This is a genomic window from Streptomyces sp. NPDC001606, from assembly GCF_053596835.1.
The window spans coordinates 64,298-82,229 of sequence record NZ_JBSFHC010000002.1 but is presented as its reverse complement, the minus strand read 5'-3'; the positions used below and the strand labels follow the sequence as shown (position 1 = coordinate 82,229).

Here is a 17,932-nt window from a genome sequence, read left to right as displayed (position 1 = left end):
CTGCCACGGACAGGTCAGATAACAGAACGGCCGGAGCCCACTGTGCGGGGGCTCCGGCCGTTCGCCTTTCCGGCACCCCGTCGCCCCGGTGACAGCGGCCGGCCCGCCCCGCTCACGCACCCGCTCGCCGCGAGCGCCAGCGCCCGGTCCTCCAGCCGCGCCCAGGAGACCAGGAAGACCGTGTTGACGATGGTGAACAGCACGGCGGTCAGCCAGGCGGTGTGCACCATCGGCAGGGCCATGCCCTCCAGCACCACGGCGCTGTAGTTGGGGTGCCGCAGGAGCCGGTACGGCCCCCGGCGCACCAGGGCCAGACCGGGGACGACGACGATCCGCGTGTTCCAGCGCGGCCCGAGGGCGCGCATGCACCACCCGCGCACGCCCTGCACCAGCACCAGCACGGCCACCGCGGACCAGCCGACCGGCGGCACGAACGGGCGGTGGGCCAGGGCGACTTCGAGCAGCAGCCCGGCGAGCAGGCAGGTGTGCAGCACGATCACCACCGGATAGCGCCGGTGGCCGTACTCCACACCGCCGTGGGCGGCGGCCCAGCGGGTGTTGCGCCGGGCCACCGACAGCTCCACCACGCGCACACAGCAGACGGCGGCGACCAGGAGCAGCGCCCCGAGCGGGACCACCGCAGTGCCGAGGGCGGTCACTCGACCGCTCCCGAGTCCTCCGCGGCCGCGCGCAGGGCCGTCCGCTCCGCCGCCGGCGCGGGCCGGCCGGAGCCCTTCCGCCGCCCGCTCAGGGCGAGATGGCAGATCGCCGCGGCGGTGACCACGGCCACCGCGAGGACCGCCGCGGACATGCCGTTCATGAACGCGTTCCGGACGTCCGCGGCGAGCGCCGCCCCCCGCGGCCCGAGCAGATCCGCGACGTACAGCCCGCCGACCGGCGAGCGGCGCACCGCGGCGGCCGCGGCTTCGGGCAGCCGGCCGAGGTCCACCGTCAGCGAGGACCGGTAGTGGCTGCCGAAGACGGAGCCCATGAGCGCGATGCCGAGGGACGCCCCGACCTCCCGGGTGACGTCGTTGGCGGCCGACGCCACGCCCTGCCGGTCGGGGGGCAGCGAGCCGGTCAGTGCGGAGGTGCCCGCGGCCCCGATCAGGCCGATGCCGAGACCGGCCGGCAGCAGACTGCCGAGGAACGGCGGATACCCGGAGGCGGCCGTCAGCAGCGACATGGAGATCAGCCCGGAGGCGAGCAGCACCAGACCGCACGTCATCACCACCCGGCTGCCCGCCCGCCGCACCAGCGGCGGAGTGGCCAGCGAGGTCGGTACGACGACCAGGGCGACCGGCACCAGCGCGACGGCGGACTTCAGCGGGCCGTAGCCGAGGATCAGCCGCAGGTACTGGAGGCCCACGAAGTAGAAGCCGAACAGGACCATGAACTGCACGGTGAGCGCCACACTGCCCAGGGAGAACTCCCGCACGCGGAACAGCCGCGGGTCCAGCAGCGGGTTCTCGGCGCGCAGCCCCAGCAGGGCGTAGGCGGTGCCGGCCGCCACCGCGACGACCAGGGCGACGACGACCTCGGGCGTGCCCCAGCCCTGGTCGCTGCCCGCGATCAGCGCGTACACCAGCGCGCCCGGCGCGAGAGCGGTGCAGACCGCTCCGGCGGCGTCGAAACGGCCGGGGGAGGCGTCCTTGGACTCCGGGGCCCACACGCCGGACGCCACCGCCGCGGCCAGGGCGCCGCAGCCGAGGGCCACGAAGATCGACCTCCAGGAGAAGTACTCCAGCAGGGCTCCGGAGCCGAGCATGCCGAGGATGGACCCCGCGGCGGCGCAGCCGGACCAGATCGCCACCGCCTTGGCGCGCCGGTGCGCCGGGAAGACGCCGGTGATGGTCGACAGGGTCCCCGGCATGATCATCGCGGCGCCCAGGCCCATCACCACCCGGCACCCGACGAGACCGGTGCTGCTGGAGGACACGGCCGCGGCGAAGGCGGCCCCGCCGAAGACGAAGGTTCCGGCGATCAGCACGGCACGGCGGCCGACCCGGTCACCGAGGGCGCCCAGCGGCAGCACCAGGCCGGCGAGGGCCACCGTGTAGCTGTCGACGATCCAGGTGAGCGAGGTGAAGGAGGCCGACAGGTCGAGGCCGATGTCCGGGAGGGCCAGATTCAGCGCGGACATGGAGGCGGTGACCAGCATCAGCGCCAGGCACATCACGCACAGCACCCGGCGGTGCGCCACCTGGTCCGGTCCGGCCGCCACTCCTTCGTGGTGCGCGGGGGTGAGAGTCATGGGCGGTCGGCATCCTTGTCTGGTCGTACGGCGGAGGGACTCACCACACTCACCAGCGGGTGAGCACCAGCTCGATGGCGAACCCGGGACCCATGGCGGCGACCAGGCCGGGCGCGCCCGGCGGCGGTGGTGCCGCCATCGCCGTGTGCAGCACGTGCAGGACGGAGGCCGATGAGAGGTTGCCCCTGTCGGCCAGGGACCGCCGGGTCGGTTCGAGTGTCTGCGGGGGCAGGTCGAAGGCGCGCTCCGCCGCGGTGAGCACCTTCGGTCCGCCGCCGTGGACGATCCAGGTGGCGATCTGCCCGGGGGTGAGCGCATGCCGGCCGAGCAGGTCGTAGACGGCCTTCGGCAGATGCTCCGCGGTGAGTTCCGGGACGTCGTGGGAGAGCAGGATGCGCAGGCCGTGGGAGCCGATGTCCCAGCCCAGCACCTCCTCGGTACCGGGCACCAGGCGGCTGTGGCTGTCCACCAGCTCCGGCCCGCCGCCGGTGCCGCCGGACTGCCGGTGCCGCTGCGCGCCGAACGCCACGACGGCCGCCGCGCCGTCGCCGAAGAGACTTCCGGCGACGATGTTCGCCATCGACGTGTCGTCGGTCCGGTAGGCCAGGGAGCACAGTTCGACGGAGAGCAGCACCGCGATGTGGCCGGGGTGGCCGAGCAGATAGTCGCGCAGCAGGGCCAGGCCCGCGGCGCCGCCCGCGCAGCCGTTGCCGAACAGGGGGACGCGCCGGACGTCCGGGCGCAGGCCGACCCGCTGCGCGAGGCGCGCCTCGATCGACGGCACCGCCAGCCCGGTGACCGTGGTGCTGATCACGGCGTCCACGTCCGAGGGCTGTACACCGGCCGCCTGAAGCGCCTCGGTGAGGACCTGTTCGCCGAGGTCCAGCGCGGTCTCGAGCCAGGCCCGGTTGGCGTCGGTGAAGTCGGTCAGGCCGCTCAGCTCCCGGAGCGGCCGCGCGAAGTGGCGCGTCGTCACCCCCGCGTTGGCCTGGATCTTGCGGAGCATCAGCCGGCCGGTTTGGGAGCGCCCCAGCGTGGTGCCCGCGATGGCCTCCATGATCTCTTCCTGGGTGAACCGGTGCGCCGGTACGGCGGTCCGGACCGCCCTGACCCGCGGTCCCGGCTCGGCCGGCCCCCACCCCCCGCGCCCCACCGTCGTCCGACCTGTCGGCATACGGCTTCCACCCCTTTCTGCTTTCTGCGTCCGTGTGCTGTGGCTGTCCGGCGGCGGCTACGCCGGGGTGAGGAGAAGAACGGCGTTCTGGCCGCCGAAACCGAAGGAGCAGCTGAGCCCGGCGCCGGTGGCCGGGCGGGGCCGTCCGGCCACGATGTCGAGTTTGTGATCGCCGTCCTGCCCCTCGAAGTTGGCGACCGGAGGCACCAGGCCGTGGCGCAGGGCGAGGACCGTGTACGCCGCCTGGATCGCCCCGGCCGCCCCCAGGGCATGGCCGATCACCCCCTTGGCCGCGGTGACCGCGGGCATGGCGTCGCCGAAGACCCGGGTCAGGGCGGCGGCCTCCGCCGCGTCGTTCAACGGGGTGCCGGTGCCGTGCGCGTTGACGTGCACGATGTCCCCGGGACCGCAGCCCGCGTCGCGCAGCGCGGCGGTGACGGCCCGTACGGCGCCGTCACCGTCCGGGTGCGGGGCCACCGGGTGGTGGGCGTCGGCGCCGGCGCCGTACCCCCGCAGCAGGGCCAGCGGGCGGGCGTGGCGGGCGCGCGCGTCGGCGGCGCGCTCCAGGACGAGGACGGCCGCGCCCTCGCCGAGCACGAAGCCGTCCCGCCGGGCGTCGAACGGCCGGCTGGCCAGCTCCGGTTCCTCGCGGCGCCGGGACAGCGCCCGCATCCGGGCGAAGCAGGTGGCGGTCATCCGGGAGCGGGCCGATTCGCTGCCGCCGGCCAGCACGATGTCGCAGGTGCCCGAGCGGAGCAGATCGCGGGCCACGCCCAGCGCGGTGGTGCCGGAGGCGCAGGCGCTGGCGGTGGTGAAGTTGGGGCCGCGCGCACCGAGGTCGATGGCGACCTCGCCGGCGGCCATGCTGGGCACGCTGCGCGGCAGGGCGAGCGGCGAGACCCGCTCCGGGCGGCCCGCGCCGAGGTGGCCGAACTCGGTGACGTACGTGCTCAGACAGTTGGACCCGACCCCGAGGACGACCCCGACCCGGTCGCCCAGCCCGCCGTCGGTGCTGGTGCCGAGACCGGCGTCGGCGACGGCCCGGCGGGCGGCGACCAGGGCGAACTGGATGAACCGGTCCACCCGCCGGGCCAGCGGCCGGCCGAGTTCCGCCGCGGCGTCGAAGCCGGGCACCTGGCAGGAGAAGTCGACCGCGAGCCCGGCGAGTTCGGGATCGGGTGCGGCGAGCGAACGTCCCCGGCACAGGGCCGCCCAGTTGTCCTCGGCGGTGTGTCCCGCCGGGGTGACGAGACCGAGGCCGGTGACGGCGATCTCAGCGCGCGTCGTCGGCGGCACAGGCCGCCTCCTCGAAGACTCGGGCCGCGTCCGCGAGCGTGGAGGCCGGGGAGAGGTCCAGGGTGTCCTCGGGCAGGACGATGCCGAACTCGTCCTCCGCCGCCACCACCAGCTCCATCAGCGACAGCGAGTCCACGCCGAGGCTCTTGAAGGTGGCCGTCGGGGTCAGGTCCCCGGGGTCCAGCCGGACCTCCATGTGCTGGGTCAGCAGGGTCACGAGCTGTTCGGGCAGCGCGCCCCGGGCGGCCTGGGTCATACCGGTGCCTCCTGTTCACGTTCCGCGGCCATCGCGGAATCCCTCTCGGTCCGTCGACGGGCGCGGCAGGCCGACCCTGCGTACTACATGATCGTCCGAGCGCCCCTCTGTGAACGCGCGCCGCGGGAGCGGGAAACGTGGTTTCACCCGTTCGAAGACGCTCGACGGCCGATGCCCCTCGGCGCCGGTCCACGGGCGCGGGTGCTCGACGGCGCACACCGGCAGGTCCCGGCACAGCTCGTCGGCGCGGCGCGCGGCACGCAGCACCGTCCCGTCGGGGCGGACCAGGGCGGCTCGCACGCGAGCGCCGTGCAGCCAGCGGTGCAGTTCCGTGCCGGCGTGTGCCACGACCAGCACGGCACCGCGGCGGGCCAGCTCGGCGCGGAGTTCCCCGCCCGGTTCCGCCGTGGTCACGAGGGCGAACCGGCCGCCCGCGACATCGTCGAGTCTGCGGCCGCCGTCCACCAGCGCGTTCGGGCACAGGCTGCCCGCCGGGCCGCGCGGCAGCCGCGGCCGCCGGACGAGGGCGGAGCGGCGCAGCGCCGGGGTCGCGCTGCTGAGGACCAGACGCCCGACCGAGGGGAGCAGCCCCAGCCGGGGGAGCAGCAGCCCGCGTACGGCGTTGCCGAGTTCGCCGCCTCGGGTCATGGCGACCCCCATGAGCTTCGCCAGCCGGATCATGGCCCGGGCGTGCGGCTTGCGCTCGGTCTCGTAGGTGTCCAGTACGGCCTCGGGCAGCTGGCCGGCCAGCACGCCCGCGAGCTTCCAGGAGAGGTTGGCCGCGTCCCGCAGCCCGGCGCCCAGGCCCTGCCCGATGAAGGGCGGGGTCAGATGGGCGGCGTCCCCGAGCAGGAACACCCGCCCGTCCCGCCAGCGGTCGGCCAGCTGCGCGCGGAAGGTGTACTCGGCGACGCGCACGACCTCGAGCCGCCCGGCCGGCACGGCACCGGTCCAGGGAGCGATCAGCGGATACAGCCGGGCGATGTCGCGGTAGCCGTCGGCGGACTCGCCGGGCCCCAGCCGGAACTCCCAGCGGTGGCGCCGGCCCCCGACGCGCAGGTACGTCCCCGCGCGGACCGGATCGCACACCTGGTGCACCCCGTCCCACTGCGGGATGTCGGCGTCGGTGACCACGTCCACCACCAGCCAGCGCTGGGCGAAGCCCAGGTCGCGCATGGTGGCCCCGATCCAGGCGCGGGTGCGGCTGTGGGCGCCGTCGCAGCCGAGGACGTACTCGGCGTGGAGGGTGCCGGTCTCGCCGGTGACCCGGTCGGTGACCCGGAGCGTCACCCCGCCGCCGGCCGGCTGGGTCAGGCCGGTGACCTCGGTGTGGCCGCGGACCGTCACACCGGGGTGCCGGGCGAGGTTGGCGCGCAGGATCGCCTCGAGGTCCGGCTGGTCGTACATGTTCGCCGCGGGATAGCCGTGGACCCCCGTCCCGAGGTCCCGCCGGAACTCGGCCAGCGGGCGCAGCCGGGAGTCGACCAGGCGCAGCCCCGGACAGGGCCGGGAGATCGCGGCGAACTCCTCCCGGATCCCGAGCCGGGCCAGGATCCGGTACACCTCGTCGTCCAGGTGGACCGCTCGGGGCTGGGGGAAGACCGATTCCCAGCGGTCGAGGACGAGGCAGTCGATGCCGTACTGGGCGAGCAGGGTGGCCGTGGTGAGCCCCGTGGGGCCCGCACCGATGACGACCACCGGCGCCTTCGACGGGGTCACGTCAGGCGCCTGTCAGTCCCTCGGCTTGGTGGCGCGGAACACGCCGTAGCGCATGATGTTCTCGTCGTACAGTCGCTTCATCAGCGGAACCGAATGCGACATGCGCAGGACTTCCAGCCCCTTGGCGCGGATCAGTTTGACCATGAGACGGGGATTGCGCGCGATGGGTTTGACGATGTCCGCGGAAATCCTCCAGGTGGCCCGGACACTGTCGGTCCAGTCGGCGGTGTCCACCGCGGAGAAACCGAGGTCGGTGCAGATGTCCCGGTAATGCGAGAGGGGCAGCACATAGGGGACCGCCAGGCCCCGGTACATCTTGCGGAGCAGCCGCACCTCGGAGCCGGTGAGCCGGTCGTCGCGGCTGCACCAGGTGGCCACGACCAGCTTCCCTCCCGGCTTGAGCACACGCAGGCACTCGGCGAGATAGGCGCGCTTGTCGGTCATCAGCTCACAGCTCTCCAGGGACCAGACCGCGTCGAACGTGTCGTCCGCGTAGTCGGTCCGCATGGCGTCCATGAGCCGGAAGCCGACCCGGTCGGCGAGGCCGGCCTGCGCGGCCTTCTCCGCGGCCCGCCGGATCTGCTCGCCGCTGATGGTGATCCCTTCGACCCGGCAGCCCAGGTCGCGGGCGAGCACCTGGGCCGAGGCCCCGATGCCGCAGCCGCTGTCCAGCACCCGGCCGCCCTCGGGGACACCGCCGTAGGCGATCAGCTCCCGGACCGTGCGCAGCTGTGCCTCGTGCCGGTGCACCTCGGGCCGGTCCGGGTCCCAGAAACCGTGGTGGATGTGCTCGCCCCACAGCTCCTCGTACAGATCGACGAGCTGGTCGAAATGGTGCGCCACGGCTTTGTGCAGTGCGTCGGCCGAACCGTCGAGGGACATTCCGTCGTCCAGGACGCTGCCAGCCTTTTTCATGCGGATTCCTCACGGTGCGACGGGCATTTCCCGAAGCGTGCCATGCCCGCCGGGCCGCATGAGGCTGTGCAGGTGTCCTGCGGTCGATCTACCCCCGAAGGCGTGAATGTGAATTCCGCAGTCTCTGTGCAGAAACGGTTCTTACGGCCGGTAGACCATGCCCGGCTCCGGCTTGGCCGGGGCGAGCAGCTGGGAGACCGTGACGATCGTGTAGCCGCGCTCCTTGAGGGCCTTGAGGATGCCCGGTACGGCGGGGACGGTGCCCTTGTGCAGGTCGTGCAGGAGGATGATGCCGTCACGCTGGGTCTGGTCGAGCACCCGCTTGGTGATCAGCGCCGAGTCCGTCGTCTCGTAGTCCTTGGCCGTGACGCTCCACAGCACCTGCGCCAGCCCCAGCTCCTTGCAGATCTCGGCGACCTTGCGGCTGGTACGGCCCTGCGGGGGGCGCATCAGGATGGGCTTCTTGCCGGTGATCCGCTCGATGGCGGTCTGGGTGCTGGTCAGCTCGCTCCGGACGTCCTTGTCGTCGATCTCCGTGAGGACCTCGTGGTACCAGGTGTGGTTGCCGATCTCGTGCCCCTCGTCCGAGATCCGGCGGAGGATCTTGGGGTACGTGTCGATATGGCCCCTGCCCTGGACGAAGAACGTCGCGTGCAGATGGTTCTCCTTCAGGATGTCCAGCAGCCGCGGGGTCGTCGCGCTGGGACCGCCGTCGAAGGTGAGGGCCACGCACTTCGCCTTGCGGCAGTCGACCGGCCCGGTCACCGTGCCCTTCGCCTTGTCCCGGGCGGCACGCGGCGACGTGTGGTCGAACGTCGTGATCGTCAGGGACACGATCAGCGCCGCCACCAGGGCGGCGATCACGGCCGTCCCGGCGGCGATGAGTATCCGGGGCCGTCGTATTCGCGCGAACGCAGGCATGCGGGGGCCTTTCCAGTGCCAGTGCTTGGTGCCGACGCTTGTTAGTGAGGCGTTTTCCGGCCCTCCGGTTGCTCCGCCCGCCGCACCGGAGCCGCCCTGGCCGAAGGGGCCCGGCACCGCTGCCTGCCGGTGCCGGACCCCTTCCCCTCGTCGGCCTCGTCCGGACCCTCAACCGGAGAAGCCGACGTGCGCGAGCCGCAGCGGGCCGCGCAGTCTCAGCCGGACGTCATGGACGCCCTCGGCGTCGAGCGCGGCGCCGGTGCTGGTGTAGGCGTAGGGGCCCGCGGTCGGGGTGTCGAGGGCCAGCTCGGCCAGGACCGGGCCGCCGTCCAGGGAGACCTCCAGGACGCCCTGGCCGGCCAGTTGCGCCGTCACCTCGCGCACCCCGGAGCCGAAGTCGCAGGCCCGGTAGAGGAGCTCCGCCGTACCGCCGTGCGCCGGGGTGACCGCGTCGCCCGCCGTCTTCGTGCGGTCCACGATCGCGACGCCGGACTGCTCGTCGAAGTCGGCCGCCGGCAGGCCCCGCCGGACCACCGGACGCGGCGCCGGGGGCTCGCCGTCCAGCACGACGGTCGTACGCAGCCGGATGTCCTGGCTGGACGCCCCCACCAGAATCTCGTACACGCCCTGCTCCAGCCGGCGTCGGCTGTGCGCGACGTCCCAGAACTCCCAGGCGGACAGGGGGACGTCGAAGGAGACCTGCCGGGTCTCGCCCGGCTCCAGGGCAATCCGCTCGTGGGCCAGGAGTTCCCGGCGCGGGCGGGCCGCCGACGGGTCCACGGCCCGGGTGTACAGCTGGACCACCTCGGCCGCCGGGCGGTCCCCGGTGTGGGTGACCGCGCAGTCGACCACGACCGAGCCCGGGCCGACGCGGACCACCAGGTCGGAGTAGGCGAAGGTCGCGTACGACAGGCCGTGGCCGAAGGGGAACAGCGGGGTGCCCTCGAAGTAGAGATAGGTCTGCCGGCCGCCGATCACGTCGTAGTCGAGCAGATCGGGCAGATCGGCGTCCGAGGCGTACCAGGTCTGCGGGAGGCGGCCCGAGGGGGAGACGTCACCGGCCAGCACCCGGGCCAGGGCGGTGCCCGCCGCCTGGCCGCCGTGGGCCGTCCACAGCGCGGCGGGCAGCGAGGTGACGTCCACCGCATAGGGGTACGCCGACACCAGCACCAGCGCCGTGCGCGGGTTCGCGGCGCGGGCCGCGCGCAGCAGCCGCTGCTGGTGGCCGGGCAGGTCCAGGGTCGTACGGTCCTCGGTCTCGCGGCCGTTGATGTGCGGGTCGTTGCCCGCGACGACGAGCACCACGTCCGCCCCGGCCGCGGCCCGGGCCACGGCCTCCTCGCCGCGCTCGACCGTGATCACCTCGAAGATGTCGCCGGTCGCGGCAACCTGCACGCCGTCGGCGGCGACTCGGACATGGCGGCCCGTGCCGAGATGGGTGAGGAGGTGACCGCCGTGGTGGGGTTCGAGGCGGAAGGTCTCCTGGACCACCCAGCCGCCGGGCTGGTCCGCGGCGGCGCGTACGTACCCGTCCTCGGCGACGGTCAGATAGCGGCCGTCGGGGGCGCGCAGGGTCAGCACCCCGTCGCCCCACTCGGCCAGGGCGAACTCCGTGCCGGTCGGATCGGTGGTGAGCGGCGGCAGATCGGTGCGGCCGGCGAGCAGCGCCGGGTCGAGGGCGCCCTCGGCGCCCCGCACCTCGTCGGGCGCCTCGGACGGCGGCACGTGCAGGAAGGCGCCGGCGGCGGTGCGCAGCCGGACGCGGTCCACGCCCTCCGTGAACTCCACCCGCTCGGGCCCGAACCGCTCGTACAGGCCCTCCAGCGGGGTGCAGCGGTGGATCAGACTGCCGCTGTACCAGTCGAGCTTGCACTCGTCGGCGAGCGGACCGACCACCGCGATCCGGGTGTCGGGCGCGAGCGGCAGCAGGTCGTCGTTCTTCAGCAGGACCACCGCCTGCTCGGCGGCCTCCCGGGCGAGCGCCCGGTGCGCGGGGGTGTCGAACTCGCCGGTGCCCGCGTGCGGGTCGTAGTGCGGGTCGAACTCGCCGAGCCGGAAGCGCACCGAGAGCTGGCGGCGGACGGCCGTGTCGATGTCCGACTCGGTCAGCAGCCCCCGCGCCAGCGCCCCCTTGATCCGGGCGGTGATCTGCGAGGAGTCCGTGCCGTGGTCGGTGAAGCTGTCCAGGCCGGCCAGCACGGCGGCCGCGGTGGCCTCCTCGTGGGTGTCGAAGTAGTGCTCCGGGTCGACCAGGTTGGACGGCGCGGTGGCGTCCGAGCAGACCATCAGGTCCTCGTCCGTCCAGGTGCGCAGATGCTCGCGCAGATACGGGGAGACGTGGTTGGGGCGGCCGTTGACCAGGCTGTAGGCGGGCATCACGCCGGCCACGGCGCCCGCCTCGACCGTCTCGCGGAAGGCGCGCAGGTCGTACTCGTGCAGCACCCGCGGCCGGACGGAGGCCGAGGAGGTCGCCCGGTCCGTCTCGTTGTTGTGGGCCAGCCAGTGCTTCAGCACGGGGGCGGTACGCCAGTACACCGGGTGGTCGCCGCGCAGCCCGTGGGTGTACGCCGTGGCGATCGCCGAGGTCAGCTTCGGGTCCTCCGAGTAGCCCTCCTCGTTACGGCCCCACAGCGGATGGCGCAGCAGATTGACCGTCGGCGCCCAGACGTTGAGGCTGATCCGCTCGTCGCGGGCGCGCATCGCGCGGACCTCCTTCGACACCGCCTCGCCGACCCGCCGCACCAGCTCCGGGTTCCAGCTCGCGCCCAGGCCGACGGCCTGCGGGAACACCGTCGCCGGGCCCGTCCAGGCGACGCCGTGCAGGGCCTCCTGGCCGGTGCGGAAGGCGGCGATGCCGAGCCGCTCCACGGCGGGCACGAACTGGTGCAGGAACGCCACCTTCTCGTCCAGGGTGAGCCGCGCCAGCAGGTCGTCGATGCGCTTGGCGAACGGCAGGTTCGGATCGCGGAAAGGCGGCGTGGTCGGCGAGTCAACGGTCACGAGCGGTTCCCCTTGCGACGGGAGCGACGAGAAGCTTTCGAAGCGCTTCGATGCTCATTCGACGGTGGGGTGGGTGTCAAGGTCCCGGACCCGAAAAGAGTGGACTTCTCGCCTGCCCCGCAAGGGTGGATCGGCGATGTGCAGGGGGCGCGCCGCATCCCGGGAACTTTCGTAACGACCCTTGTGCGCCCCCAGGGGTTCACTTAATCTCACAGCAACATCGAAGCGCTTCGACTATGCGGAGCGCTCGATCTGCTCCTCACCCGGGTGTCCTGATCCGGGCGCTTCCGCTCAGCCAGATCCACTCGAGACACCGCAGCCGACGGCCACCGCCGGGTGTCCTGGTGCGCCACGAAGGGTTGACGCAATGACGCCGAACGCCGACTCCGCCCCCACCGGAACCAGCAGGAGAAGCTTCCTCGCCTCCACGGCGGTCGCCGCAGTGGCGGTGGCCGGGGGGATGCCGCTGCTCACCGCCTGCGGCGGGTCGGACAGCGGCTCGGGCGGCGGCTCCTCCTCGGGCAAGGACGCGAAGAAGCTGCTGCCGTCCTACGTCGCCGCCAACGTGGTGACCCCGGACATCCCGGCGAAGAACGGCTCGGCGATCGGCTTCACCGGCAAGCTCGATCTCGCCGGCCTGAAGACCTCGGTGCCCAGGAAGCTCGGCAAGGGCGGCAGGGTCACCGTCATGTCGCCGTTCTGGGGTACCCCGCCCAAGCAGGACAACGCCTACTACAAGGCGATGAACGACCTGATCGGCGTGGACGTCGTCTGGCAGAACCAGGACGGCAACACCTACGACCAGAAGCTCGGCGCGGTCCTCGCCTCCAGCGACGTACCGGACGTGGTGGTCGTCCCGAGCTGGAACATGGGCGGCAGGATACCCACCGCCATCATCAACAAGTTCGCCGATCTCGGGCCGTACCTCTCCGGCGACAAGGTCAAGGACTACCCGAACCTCGCGGCCATCCCCACCGACGCCTGGCAGCGCTGCATCATCGGCGGCAAGCTGCGCGGCCTGCCGCAGCCCTCCCCGTACGTCACCGGCATCGTGCCCTTCTACCGCAAGGACATCTTCGACAAGAAGGGCTACCAGGTCCCGCGCTCGGCGGACGAGTTCATGTCCCTGGCCAAGGAGATCACCAACGCCAGGGCCAAGCGGTGGGCCTGCCTGGACATGAAGTGGACCGCCTTCCAGATGTTCGGGGTGCTCTCCGGCAGCGAGAAGCCGCTGGGGTGGAACCTCGTCGACGGCAAGATGATCTGCCGCATCGAGACCGAGGAGTACCTCGAGGCCCTGGAGTGGACCCGCAAGCTCTTCGCCGCCGGGTACGTCCACCCCGACGCCATGATGGGCAAGAACGCCCCCGACGCGGGCCCGGGGTTCGCGGCCGGCGAGTTCCTGATCTACCCCAACAACATCAGCCAGTGGTGGGGCCGTACCGCCGAACAGGCCGCCCAGAACCCGGAGTTCAAGATCTGGGGCATGGACATCTTCGGCCATGACGGCGGCGCCCCGAAGCTGTGGGCCGAGCAGCCTGCCGGCATCTTCGCCTTCATCAACAAGAAGGCCTCCGAGTCCGTGATCCGGGACGCGCTCGCCGTCGCCAACGTCACCGCCGCGCCGTACGGCACCAAGGAGTACATGCTCACCAACTACGGCGTGGAGGGCGCCGACTACACGGTCAAGAACGGCGTGCCCAGCAAGACCACCCAGGGCAACAACGAGGTCCTCAACGCCTACGTCATGGTCGCGAGCCCGGCCGCCACCATCGCCCACCCCGACTTCCCCGACGTCGCCAAGGCCCAGGTCGAGTGGCAGCAGCGGATGGGCGCCTTCACCAGGAAGTCCAGCTTCTACGGCCAGATGATCACCGAGCCGACCCGCTACACCAACCTCGGCAGCGACTTCGAACAGCTCGAGGACGACATCACCCGCGGCCGCAAGAAGATCAGCGACATGCAGCAGGCCGTCTCGGACTGGAAGAGCCAGGGCGGCGACAAGCTGCGCGACTGGTACAAGAAGCTGCTCGACGAGAACGGTCCGGCGGCCGGCTGACCGGGCACCGAGGCAAGGAGGACGGCCGTGTCCCACAGCACCGTGTCCCGCAAGCCGGCCGGAGCGGACGACAGGACGGGCAGGACCCGGGCGGCGTCCGGCGCCGCCGGCACAGCCCGGGCGGACCACGCCAGGACCAGGACCGGGAAGCCGGGGCTGCGCCAGAGATTCCGGCGCGACCGCATCCTGCTCCTGATGACCCTGCCGGCCGTCCTGCTGCTCCTGGTCTTCAACTACCTGCCGATCCTCGGCAACGTCGTCGCCTTCCAGGACTACGACCCCTACGTCAGCGACAACGGCATCGTCTCGATCCTGCACAGCCCCTGGGTCGGCTTCGACAACTTCCAGCGGATGTTCGACGACCCGGCCTTCTGGAACGCGGTCAAGAACACGCTGGTGCTGTTCTTCCTCCAGCTGGTGCTGTTCTTCCCGGTCCCCATCCTGCTCGCGCTGCTCATCAACAGCGTGGTCAGGCCGCGGCTGCGCTCGCTGTCCCAGGCGATCCTGTACCTCCCGCACTTCTTCTCCTGGGTGCTGGTCATCTCCGTCTTCCAGCAGATCTTCGGCGGCGCGGGCGTCCTGTCGCAGCTGCTGCGGCAACACGGGTACGACGGCCTGGACATCATGAGCGACCCGTCCACCTTCAAGTTCCTCGTCACGGCCGAGGGCGTCTGGAAGGACGCGGGCTGGGGGATCATCGTCTTCCTCGCGGCGCTGGCCTCCGTCAGCCCCGACCTGTACGAGGCCGCCGCGATGGACGGGGCGGGCCGCTGGCGCCGGATGTGGCACGTCACGCTGCCCGCGCTGCGCCCGGTGATCGCACTGCTGCTGGTGCTGCGCGTGGGCGACGCCCTGACCGTCGGCTTCGAACAGATCCTGCTCCAGCGGCAGGCCGTCGGGCCGGGCGCGGCGGAGGTCCTCGACACCTTCGTCTGGTGGAACGGCGTACGCAACCAGGACTTCGGTTACGCGGCCGCCGCCGGTCTGATCAAGGGCGTGGTCAGCCTCGGGCTGGTCCTCGCCGCGAACAAGGTGGCCCATCTCATGGGCGAGCAGGGGGTGTACAAGAAGTGACCGAGGTAGTCGACAAGCCTCCGGTACGGCGGCCGTCCCGCTGGGCCGCTCCGCCCCGGCCGGTGTGGGAGGAGGAGCCGAGCAGGGCCGGCCTGGCCGGCAAGGGCCTGGTGCTGACCCTGGCCTGTCTCGGCATCCTCTTCCCGCTCTGGATCGTGGTCGTCACCAGCCTGTCCTCCCGCCGGACGATCGACCAGGCGGGCGGGCTGGTGATGGTCCCCAAGGGCATCACGTTCGTCGCGTACAAGGAGCTGCTGAGCGGCGGCCAGGTCACCCGGGCCACGGTCATCAGCGCCCTCGTCACCCTCGTCGGCACGCTGTTCTCGATGGCGGTGTCCGTCCTGTGCGCGTACGGCCTCTCGCGCATCGGCTCGCTCGGGCACCGCTGGCTGCTGATGCTGCTGCTGGCGACGATGTTCTTCAGCGCGGGTCTGATCCCGACGTACCTGCTGGTGCAGTCCCTGGGGCTGACCGACAGCTATCTCGCGCTGATCCTGCCGAGCGCGGTGAGCGTCTTCAACATCCTGGTCCTGCGCGGGTTCTTCATGGGCATCTCGCAGGAACTGATCGACAGCGCGCGGATCGACGGCGCCGGCGACTTCCGGATCCTGTGGCAGATCGTCATGCCGCTGTCCCGGGCCGTCCTCGCGGTCATCACGCTCTTCTACGCGGTCGGGTACTGGAGCGCCTGGTTCAACGCGTCGCTGTACCTCAACGACCAGAGCATGATGCCGTTGCAGAACGTCCTGATCCAGCTGGTGCAGAAGCAGGAGGCGCCGGTGGGGCTGAGCCAGGCGATCAAGACGGGCCAACTGTCCGGGCTGGCCGTGCAGATGGCGGTGATGGTGATGGCGCTGCTGCCGGTCGCGGTGTTGTCGCCGTTCGTCCAGAAGCACTTCAAGAAGGGGATGCTGACGGGGGCGGTGAAGGGTTGAGCCGGCAGCCTTCCCAGGGGGCACCCGAGGCATCCGTGGTGCACGGCACCTGGGAGCCCTCGCCGGCTGCCCGCTGGGAGGACGCCTTCCTGACCGGGAACGGTCACCATGGCGCCCTGGTGTTCGGTGATCCGCACGACGATCGTGTCATCGTCACCCATCACACCCTGGTCCGCCCCAACGGCTCCGAACACGCCCGGCCGCCCCGGCTCGCCGACCGGCTCCCCGCCCTCCAGGACCGGTTGCTCGCCGGTGACCTCACCGCCGCCGAGGAGTTCACCGACGGCCGCCCGCTGCACTGGGTGCAGCCCTTCCACCCGGCCTTCCAGCTGCGGGTGCGCGGCACCGGGGAGACCGGGCGCGGCCACCGGCGGGCCCTCGACTTCAGCACCGGCGAGGCCACGGCGAGCTGCGCCGGCGCGCGCAGCCGGGTCTTCGTCTCCCGCGCGGACGACGTGATCGTGCACGAGGTCACCGGCGGCACCCTCGACATCTGCCTGGACCACCGGCTGCCCGGCGTCCCGGCCGGGTTGCGGGTCGGCCAGGGCGCCCTGCTGATCCCCGAGGGCGCCCTGCTCAGCCTGCGCGCCCGCTACCCGGGCAGCGACCGCGCCTACACCGGGGTGACCGTCGTCGTGCTCGACGGCGGCAGCGCGGAACTCACCCCGCCGGCCGTGCGTGTCACCGGCGCCCGCTCGGTGCTGCTGCTGACCCGGGTGCGCCGGCACACCGGCGAACTGGACGTCGTTGCCGCGGGCCGGGAGCTGCGCGACCTCCTCACCGGTGCCGAGACCGGTCCCGAGACCGGTGCCAAGGCGGGTCCCGAGACCCGTGCCAAGGCCGGTGCCGAGACCGGCGGGCGACCGTACGACGATCTCCTCGGCCGGCATCTCGCCCTGCACCGCACCGCCTACCAGCGGGTGACGCTCGACCTGGACGCCGACCCCGCCGAGCGCGCGCTGCCCGGCTCCGAGCTGCTGAGCCGCCCGCACAGCCCGGCACTGCTGGAGCGGCTCTTCGCCGCCGGCCGCTATCACCTGCTGTCCAGCAGCGGCCTGCTCCCGCCCCGGCTCACCGGGCTGTGGACGGGGGAGTGGGACACGGCATGGTCCGGCGCCCTCACCACCAACGCCAACCTCAATCTCCAGACCGCTAGCGCCCCCGCCGCCGCGCTGCCCGAGGTCACCGAGGCGCTCGCCCGGTTCGTCCAGCGGCAGCTGCCCGACTGGCGGGAGAACGCCCGGGCGATCTTCGGCGCCCGGGGTGCCGTCGTCCCCGCGCACACCGACGGCGAGTCCGGGCTGGCCTACCACTTCAGCCGCGAGTACCCGCTGCACCTGTGGACCGCCGGTCTGGACTGGCTGCTCAAGCCGCTGCTCGACCACGACGAGATCCACCGCGCGAGCGGCGCCGAGCCGGATCCGCGCACCGTCACCGCCCTCGCCGAGGCGGCCGCCTTCTACGCCGACTTCCTCACCCGCACCGACGCCGACGGACACCTCGTCGTCGTCCCCTCCTACTCGCCGGAGAACCGCCCCGCCAACGGCGGCTGGGGCGTGCTGAACGCGGCCATGGATCTCTCGGCCGCCCGGCACGCCCTGCGCACCGCCGCCCGCCACCACCCCGAACGGGCGCGCGAATGGCTGGCGTTGGCCGACCGGCTGCCCCCGCACCGGATCAACCGGGACGGAGCACTGGCCGAATGGGCCTGGCCCGGACTCGACGACACCTACGACCACCGCCATCTCAGCCATCTGTACGGCGTCTGGCCCCTGGAGGAGATCACCCCCCACGACACCCCCGAGCCGGCCGCCGCCGCCCTTCGCGCCCTCGAACTGCGCGGCGCCGAGAACGACTCCGCCCACGGCCATCTGCACCACGCCCTCGTCGCCGCCCGGCTCGGCGCCGCCGACCGGGTCGCGCACGCCCTGGAACGGGTCCTCGGCGGCGACTACTTCCACGCCTCCCTGATGAGCGCCCACTACCCGGACCGCCGCGTCTACAACGCGGACGCCGCGCACACCCTGCCCGGCGTGCTCATCGAGTCGCTGGTGCAGTCCACCCCGGACCGGCTGGTCCTGCTCCCCGCCGTCCCGGCCGGCTGCCCGCGCGGTGAACTGCGTGGTGTCCAGGCCCGGTTCGGGGCGGAGATCGACCTCAGCTGGCGCCCGGACGGGGCCCGAGCCGTCGTGAAGCCCCGGCGCACCCACCGCATCGAACTGCGGACTTCCTCCGGCACCGAGCCGCTCGACCTCGTCGCCGGAGAAGACCGCGTCCTCACCCTGGGGGCGCGGTAGCCGAGAAAACCCCACACTCCCCCCCCACCCAT

13 protein-coding genes are annotated in these 17,932 nt (G+C 72.4%); 4 read left to right on the top strand and 9 right to left on the bottom strand.

From position 1 onward, the window contains the following. Positions 1-14: 14 nt before the first annotated feature. The 9 genes from ACWCV9_RS04755 to ACWCV9_RS04715 all read right to left on the bottom strand — a co-directional run bounded on the left by ACWCV9_RS04755 (position 15) and on the right by ACWCV9_RS04715 (position 11,535). Positions 15-659: an isoprenylcysteine carboxyl methyltransferase family protein gene (locus tag ACWCV9_RS04755; protein ID WP_450784295.1), complete on the bottom strand. Its 645-nt coding sequence runs from the start codon at positions 657-659 to the stop codon at positions 15-17. Beyond that, positions 656-2,254 carry an MFS transporter gene (locus tag ACWCV9_RS04750; RefSeq protein ID WP_450784294.1) on the bottom strand — a complete coding sequence of 533 codons (1,599 nt, stop codon included), beginning with the start codon at positions 2,252-2,254 and terminating at the stop codon, positions 656-658. Before ACWCV9_RS04750 ends, ACWCV9_RS04755 begins: the two co-directional genes overlap by 4 nt. A 49-nt stretch (positions 2,255-2,303) precedes the next feature. Then, entirely contained in the window at positions 2,304-3,428 is a 1,125-nt protein-coding gene (locus tag ACWCV9_RS04745) for a type III polyketide synthase (protein ID WP_385839645.1), read from the bottom strand. Between the two features lie 57 nt (positions 3,429-3,485). Further along, the gene (locus tag ACWCV9_RS04740; RefSeq protein WP_450784293.1) at positions 3,486-4,724 is read right to left on the bottom strand and encodes a beta-ketoacyl-[acyl-carrier-protein] synthase family protein; all 1,239 of its coding nucleotides are present in this window, start codon (positions 4,722-4,724) and stop codon (positions 3,486-3,488) included. Next, positions 4,702-4,980, bottom strand: a complete 279-nt coding sequence (locus ACWCV9_RS04735) for a phosphopantetheine-binding protein (protein WP_450784292.1) — start codon at positions 4,978-4,980, stop codon at positions 4,702-4,704. The genes ACWCV9_RS04740 and ACWCV9_RS04735 overlap by 23 nt, the downstream gene beginning before the upstream one ends. A gap of 15 nt (positions 4,981-4,995) precedes the next feature. Next, entirely contained in the window at positions 4,996-6,699 is a 1,704-nt protein-coding gene (mhpA, locus tag ACWCV9_RS04730; RefSeq protein WP_450784291.1) for a bifunctional 3-(3-hydroxy-phenyl)propionate/3-hydroxycinnamic acid hydroxylase MhpA, read from the bottom strand. A 12-nt stretch (positions 6,700-6,711) separates the two neighbouring features. Further along, positions 6,712-7,614 (bottom strand): methyltransferase domain-containing protein, encoded by a 903-nt coding sequence (locus tag ACWCV9_RS04725; protein WP_450784290.1) that lies wholly within the window; start codon positions 7,612-7,614, stop codon positions 6,712-6,714. A 141-nt stretch (positions 7,615-7,755) separates the two neighbouring features. Beyond that, positions 7,756-8,535 carry a polysaccharide deacetylase family protein gene (locus ACWCV9_RS04720; RefSeq protein ID WP_385839642.1) on the bottom strand — a complete coding sequence of 260 codons (780 nt, stop codon included), beginning with the start codon at positions 8,533-8,535 and terminating at the stop codon, positions 7,756-7,758. A 168-nt stretch (positions 8,536-8,703) separates the two neighbouring features. Beyond that, on the bottom strand, positions 8,704-11,535 hold the full coding sequence (locus ACWCV9_RS04715; RefSeq protein ID WP_450784289.1) for a glycoside hydrolase family 3 C-terminal domain-containing protein: 2,832 nt from the start codon (positions 11,533-11,535) through the stop codon (positions 8,704-8,706). A gap of 367 nt (positions 11,536-11,902) precedes the next feature. On the opposite strand from ACWCV9_RS04715, the gene ACWCV9_RS04710 reads away from it, so the two are divergent. Genes ACWCV9_RS04710 through ACWCV9_RS04695 form a run of 4 tightly spaced genes read left to right on the top strand, consistent with a single transcriptional unit; the run spans position 11,903 to position 17,900 of the window. Then, positions 11,903-13,594: an extracellular solute-binding protein gene (locus ACWCV9_RS04710; protein ID WP_450784288.1), complete on the top strand. Its 1,692-nt coding sequence runs from the start codon at positions 11,903-11,905 to the stop codon at positions 13,592-13,594. 27 nt (positions 13,595-13,621) lie between these two features. Then, on the top strand, positions 13,622-14,668 hold the full coding sequence (locus ACWCV9_RS04705) for an ABC transporter permease (RefSeq protein ID WP_450784287.1): 1,047 nt from the start codon (positions 13,622-13,624) through the stop codon (positions 14,666-14,668). Beyond that, positions 14,665-15,603, top strand: a complete 939-nt coding sequence (locus tag ACWCV9_RS04700; RefSeq protein WP_450784286.1) for a carbohydrate ABC transporter permease — start codon at positions 14,665-14,667, stop codon at positions 15,601-15,603. Before ACWCV9_RS04705 ends, ACWCV9_RS04700 begins: the two co-directional genes overlap by 4 nt. After that, the gene (locus ACWCV9_RS04695) at positions 15,600-17,900 is read left to right on the top strand and encodes a glycosyl hydrolase family 95 catalytic domain-containing protein (protein ID WP_450784285.1); all 2,301 of its coding nucleotides are present in this window, start codon (positions 15,600-15,602) and stop codon (positions 17,898-17,900) included. Before ACWCV9_RS04700 ends, ACWCV9_RS04695 begins: the two co-directional genes overlap by 4 nt. Positions 17,901-17,932 lie beyond the last annotated feature (32 nt).

Coding starts and splice junctions, on each gene's coding strand:
- ACWCV9_RS04745 (WP_385839645.1), bottom strand. CDS start 3,428: ATGCCGACAGGTCGGACGACGGTGGGGCGCGGGGGGTGGGGGCCGGCC.
- ACWCV9_RS04710 (WP_450784288.1), top strand. CDS start 11,903: ATGACGCCGAACGCCGACTCCGCCCCCACCGGAACCAGCAGGAGAAGC.
- ACWCV9_RS04720 (WP_385839642.1), bottom strand. CDS start 8,535: ATGCCTGCGTTCGCGCGAATACGACGGCCCCGGATACTCATCGCCGCC.
- ACWCV9_RS04750 (WP_450784294.1), bottom strand. CDS start 2,254: ATGACTCTCACCCCCGCGCACCACGAAGGAGTGGCGGCCGGACCGGAC.
- ACWCV9_RS04735 (WP_450784292.1), bottom strand. CDS start 4,980: ATGACCCAGGCCGCCCGGGGCGCGCTGCCCGAACAGCTCGTGACCCTG.
- ACWCV9_RS04725 (WP_450784290.1), bottom strand. CDS start 7,614: ATGAAAAAGGCTGGCAGCGTCCTGGACGACGGAATGTCCCTCGACGGT.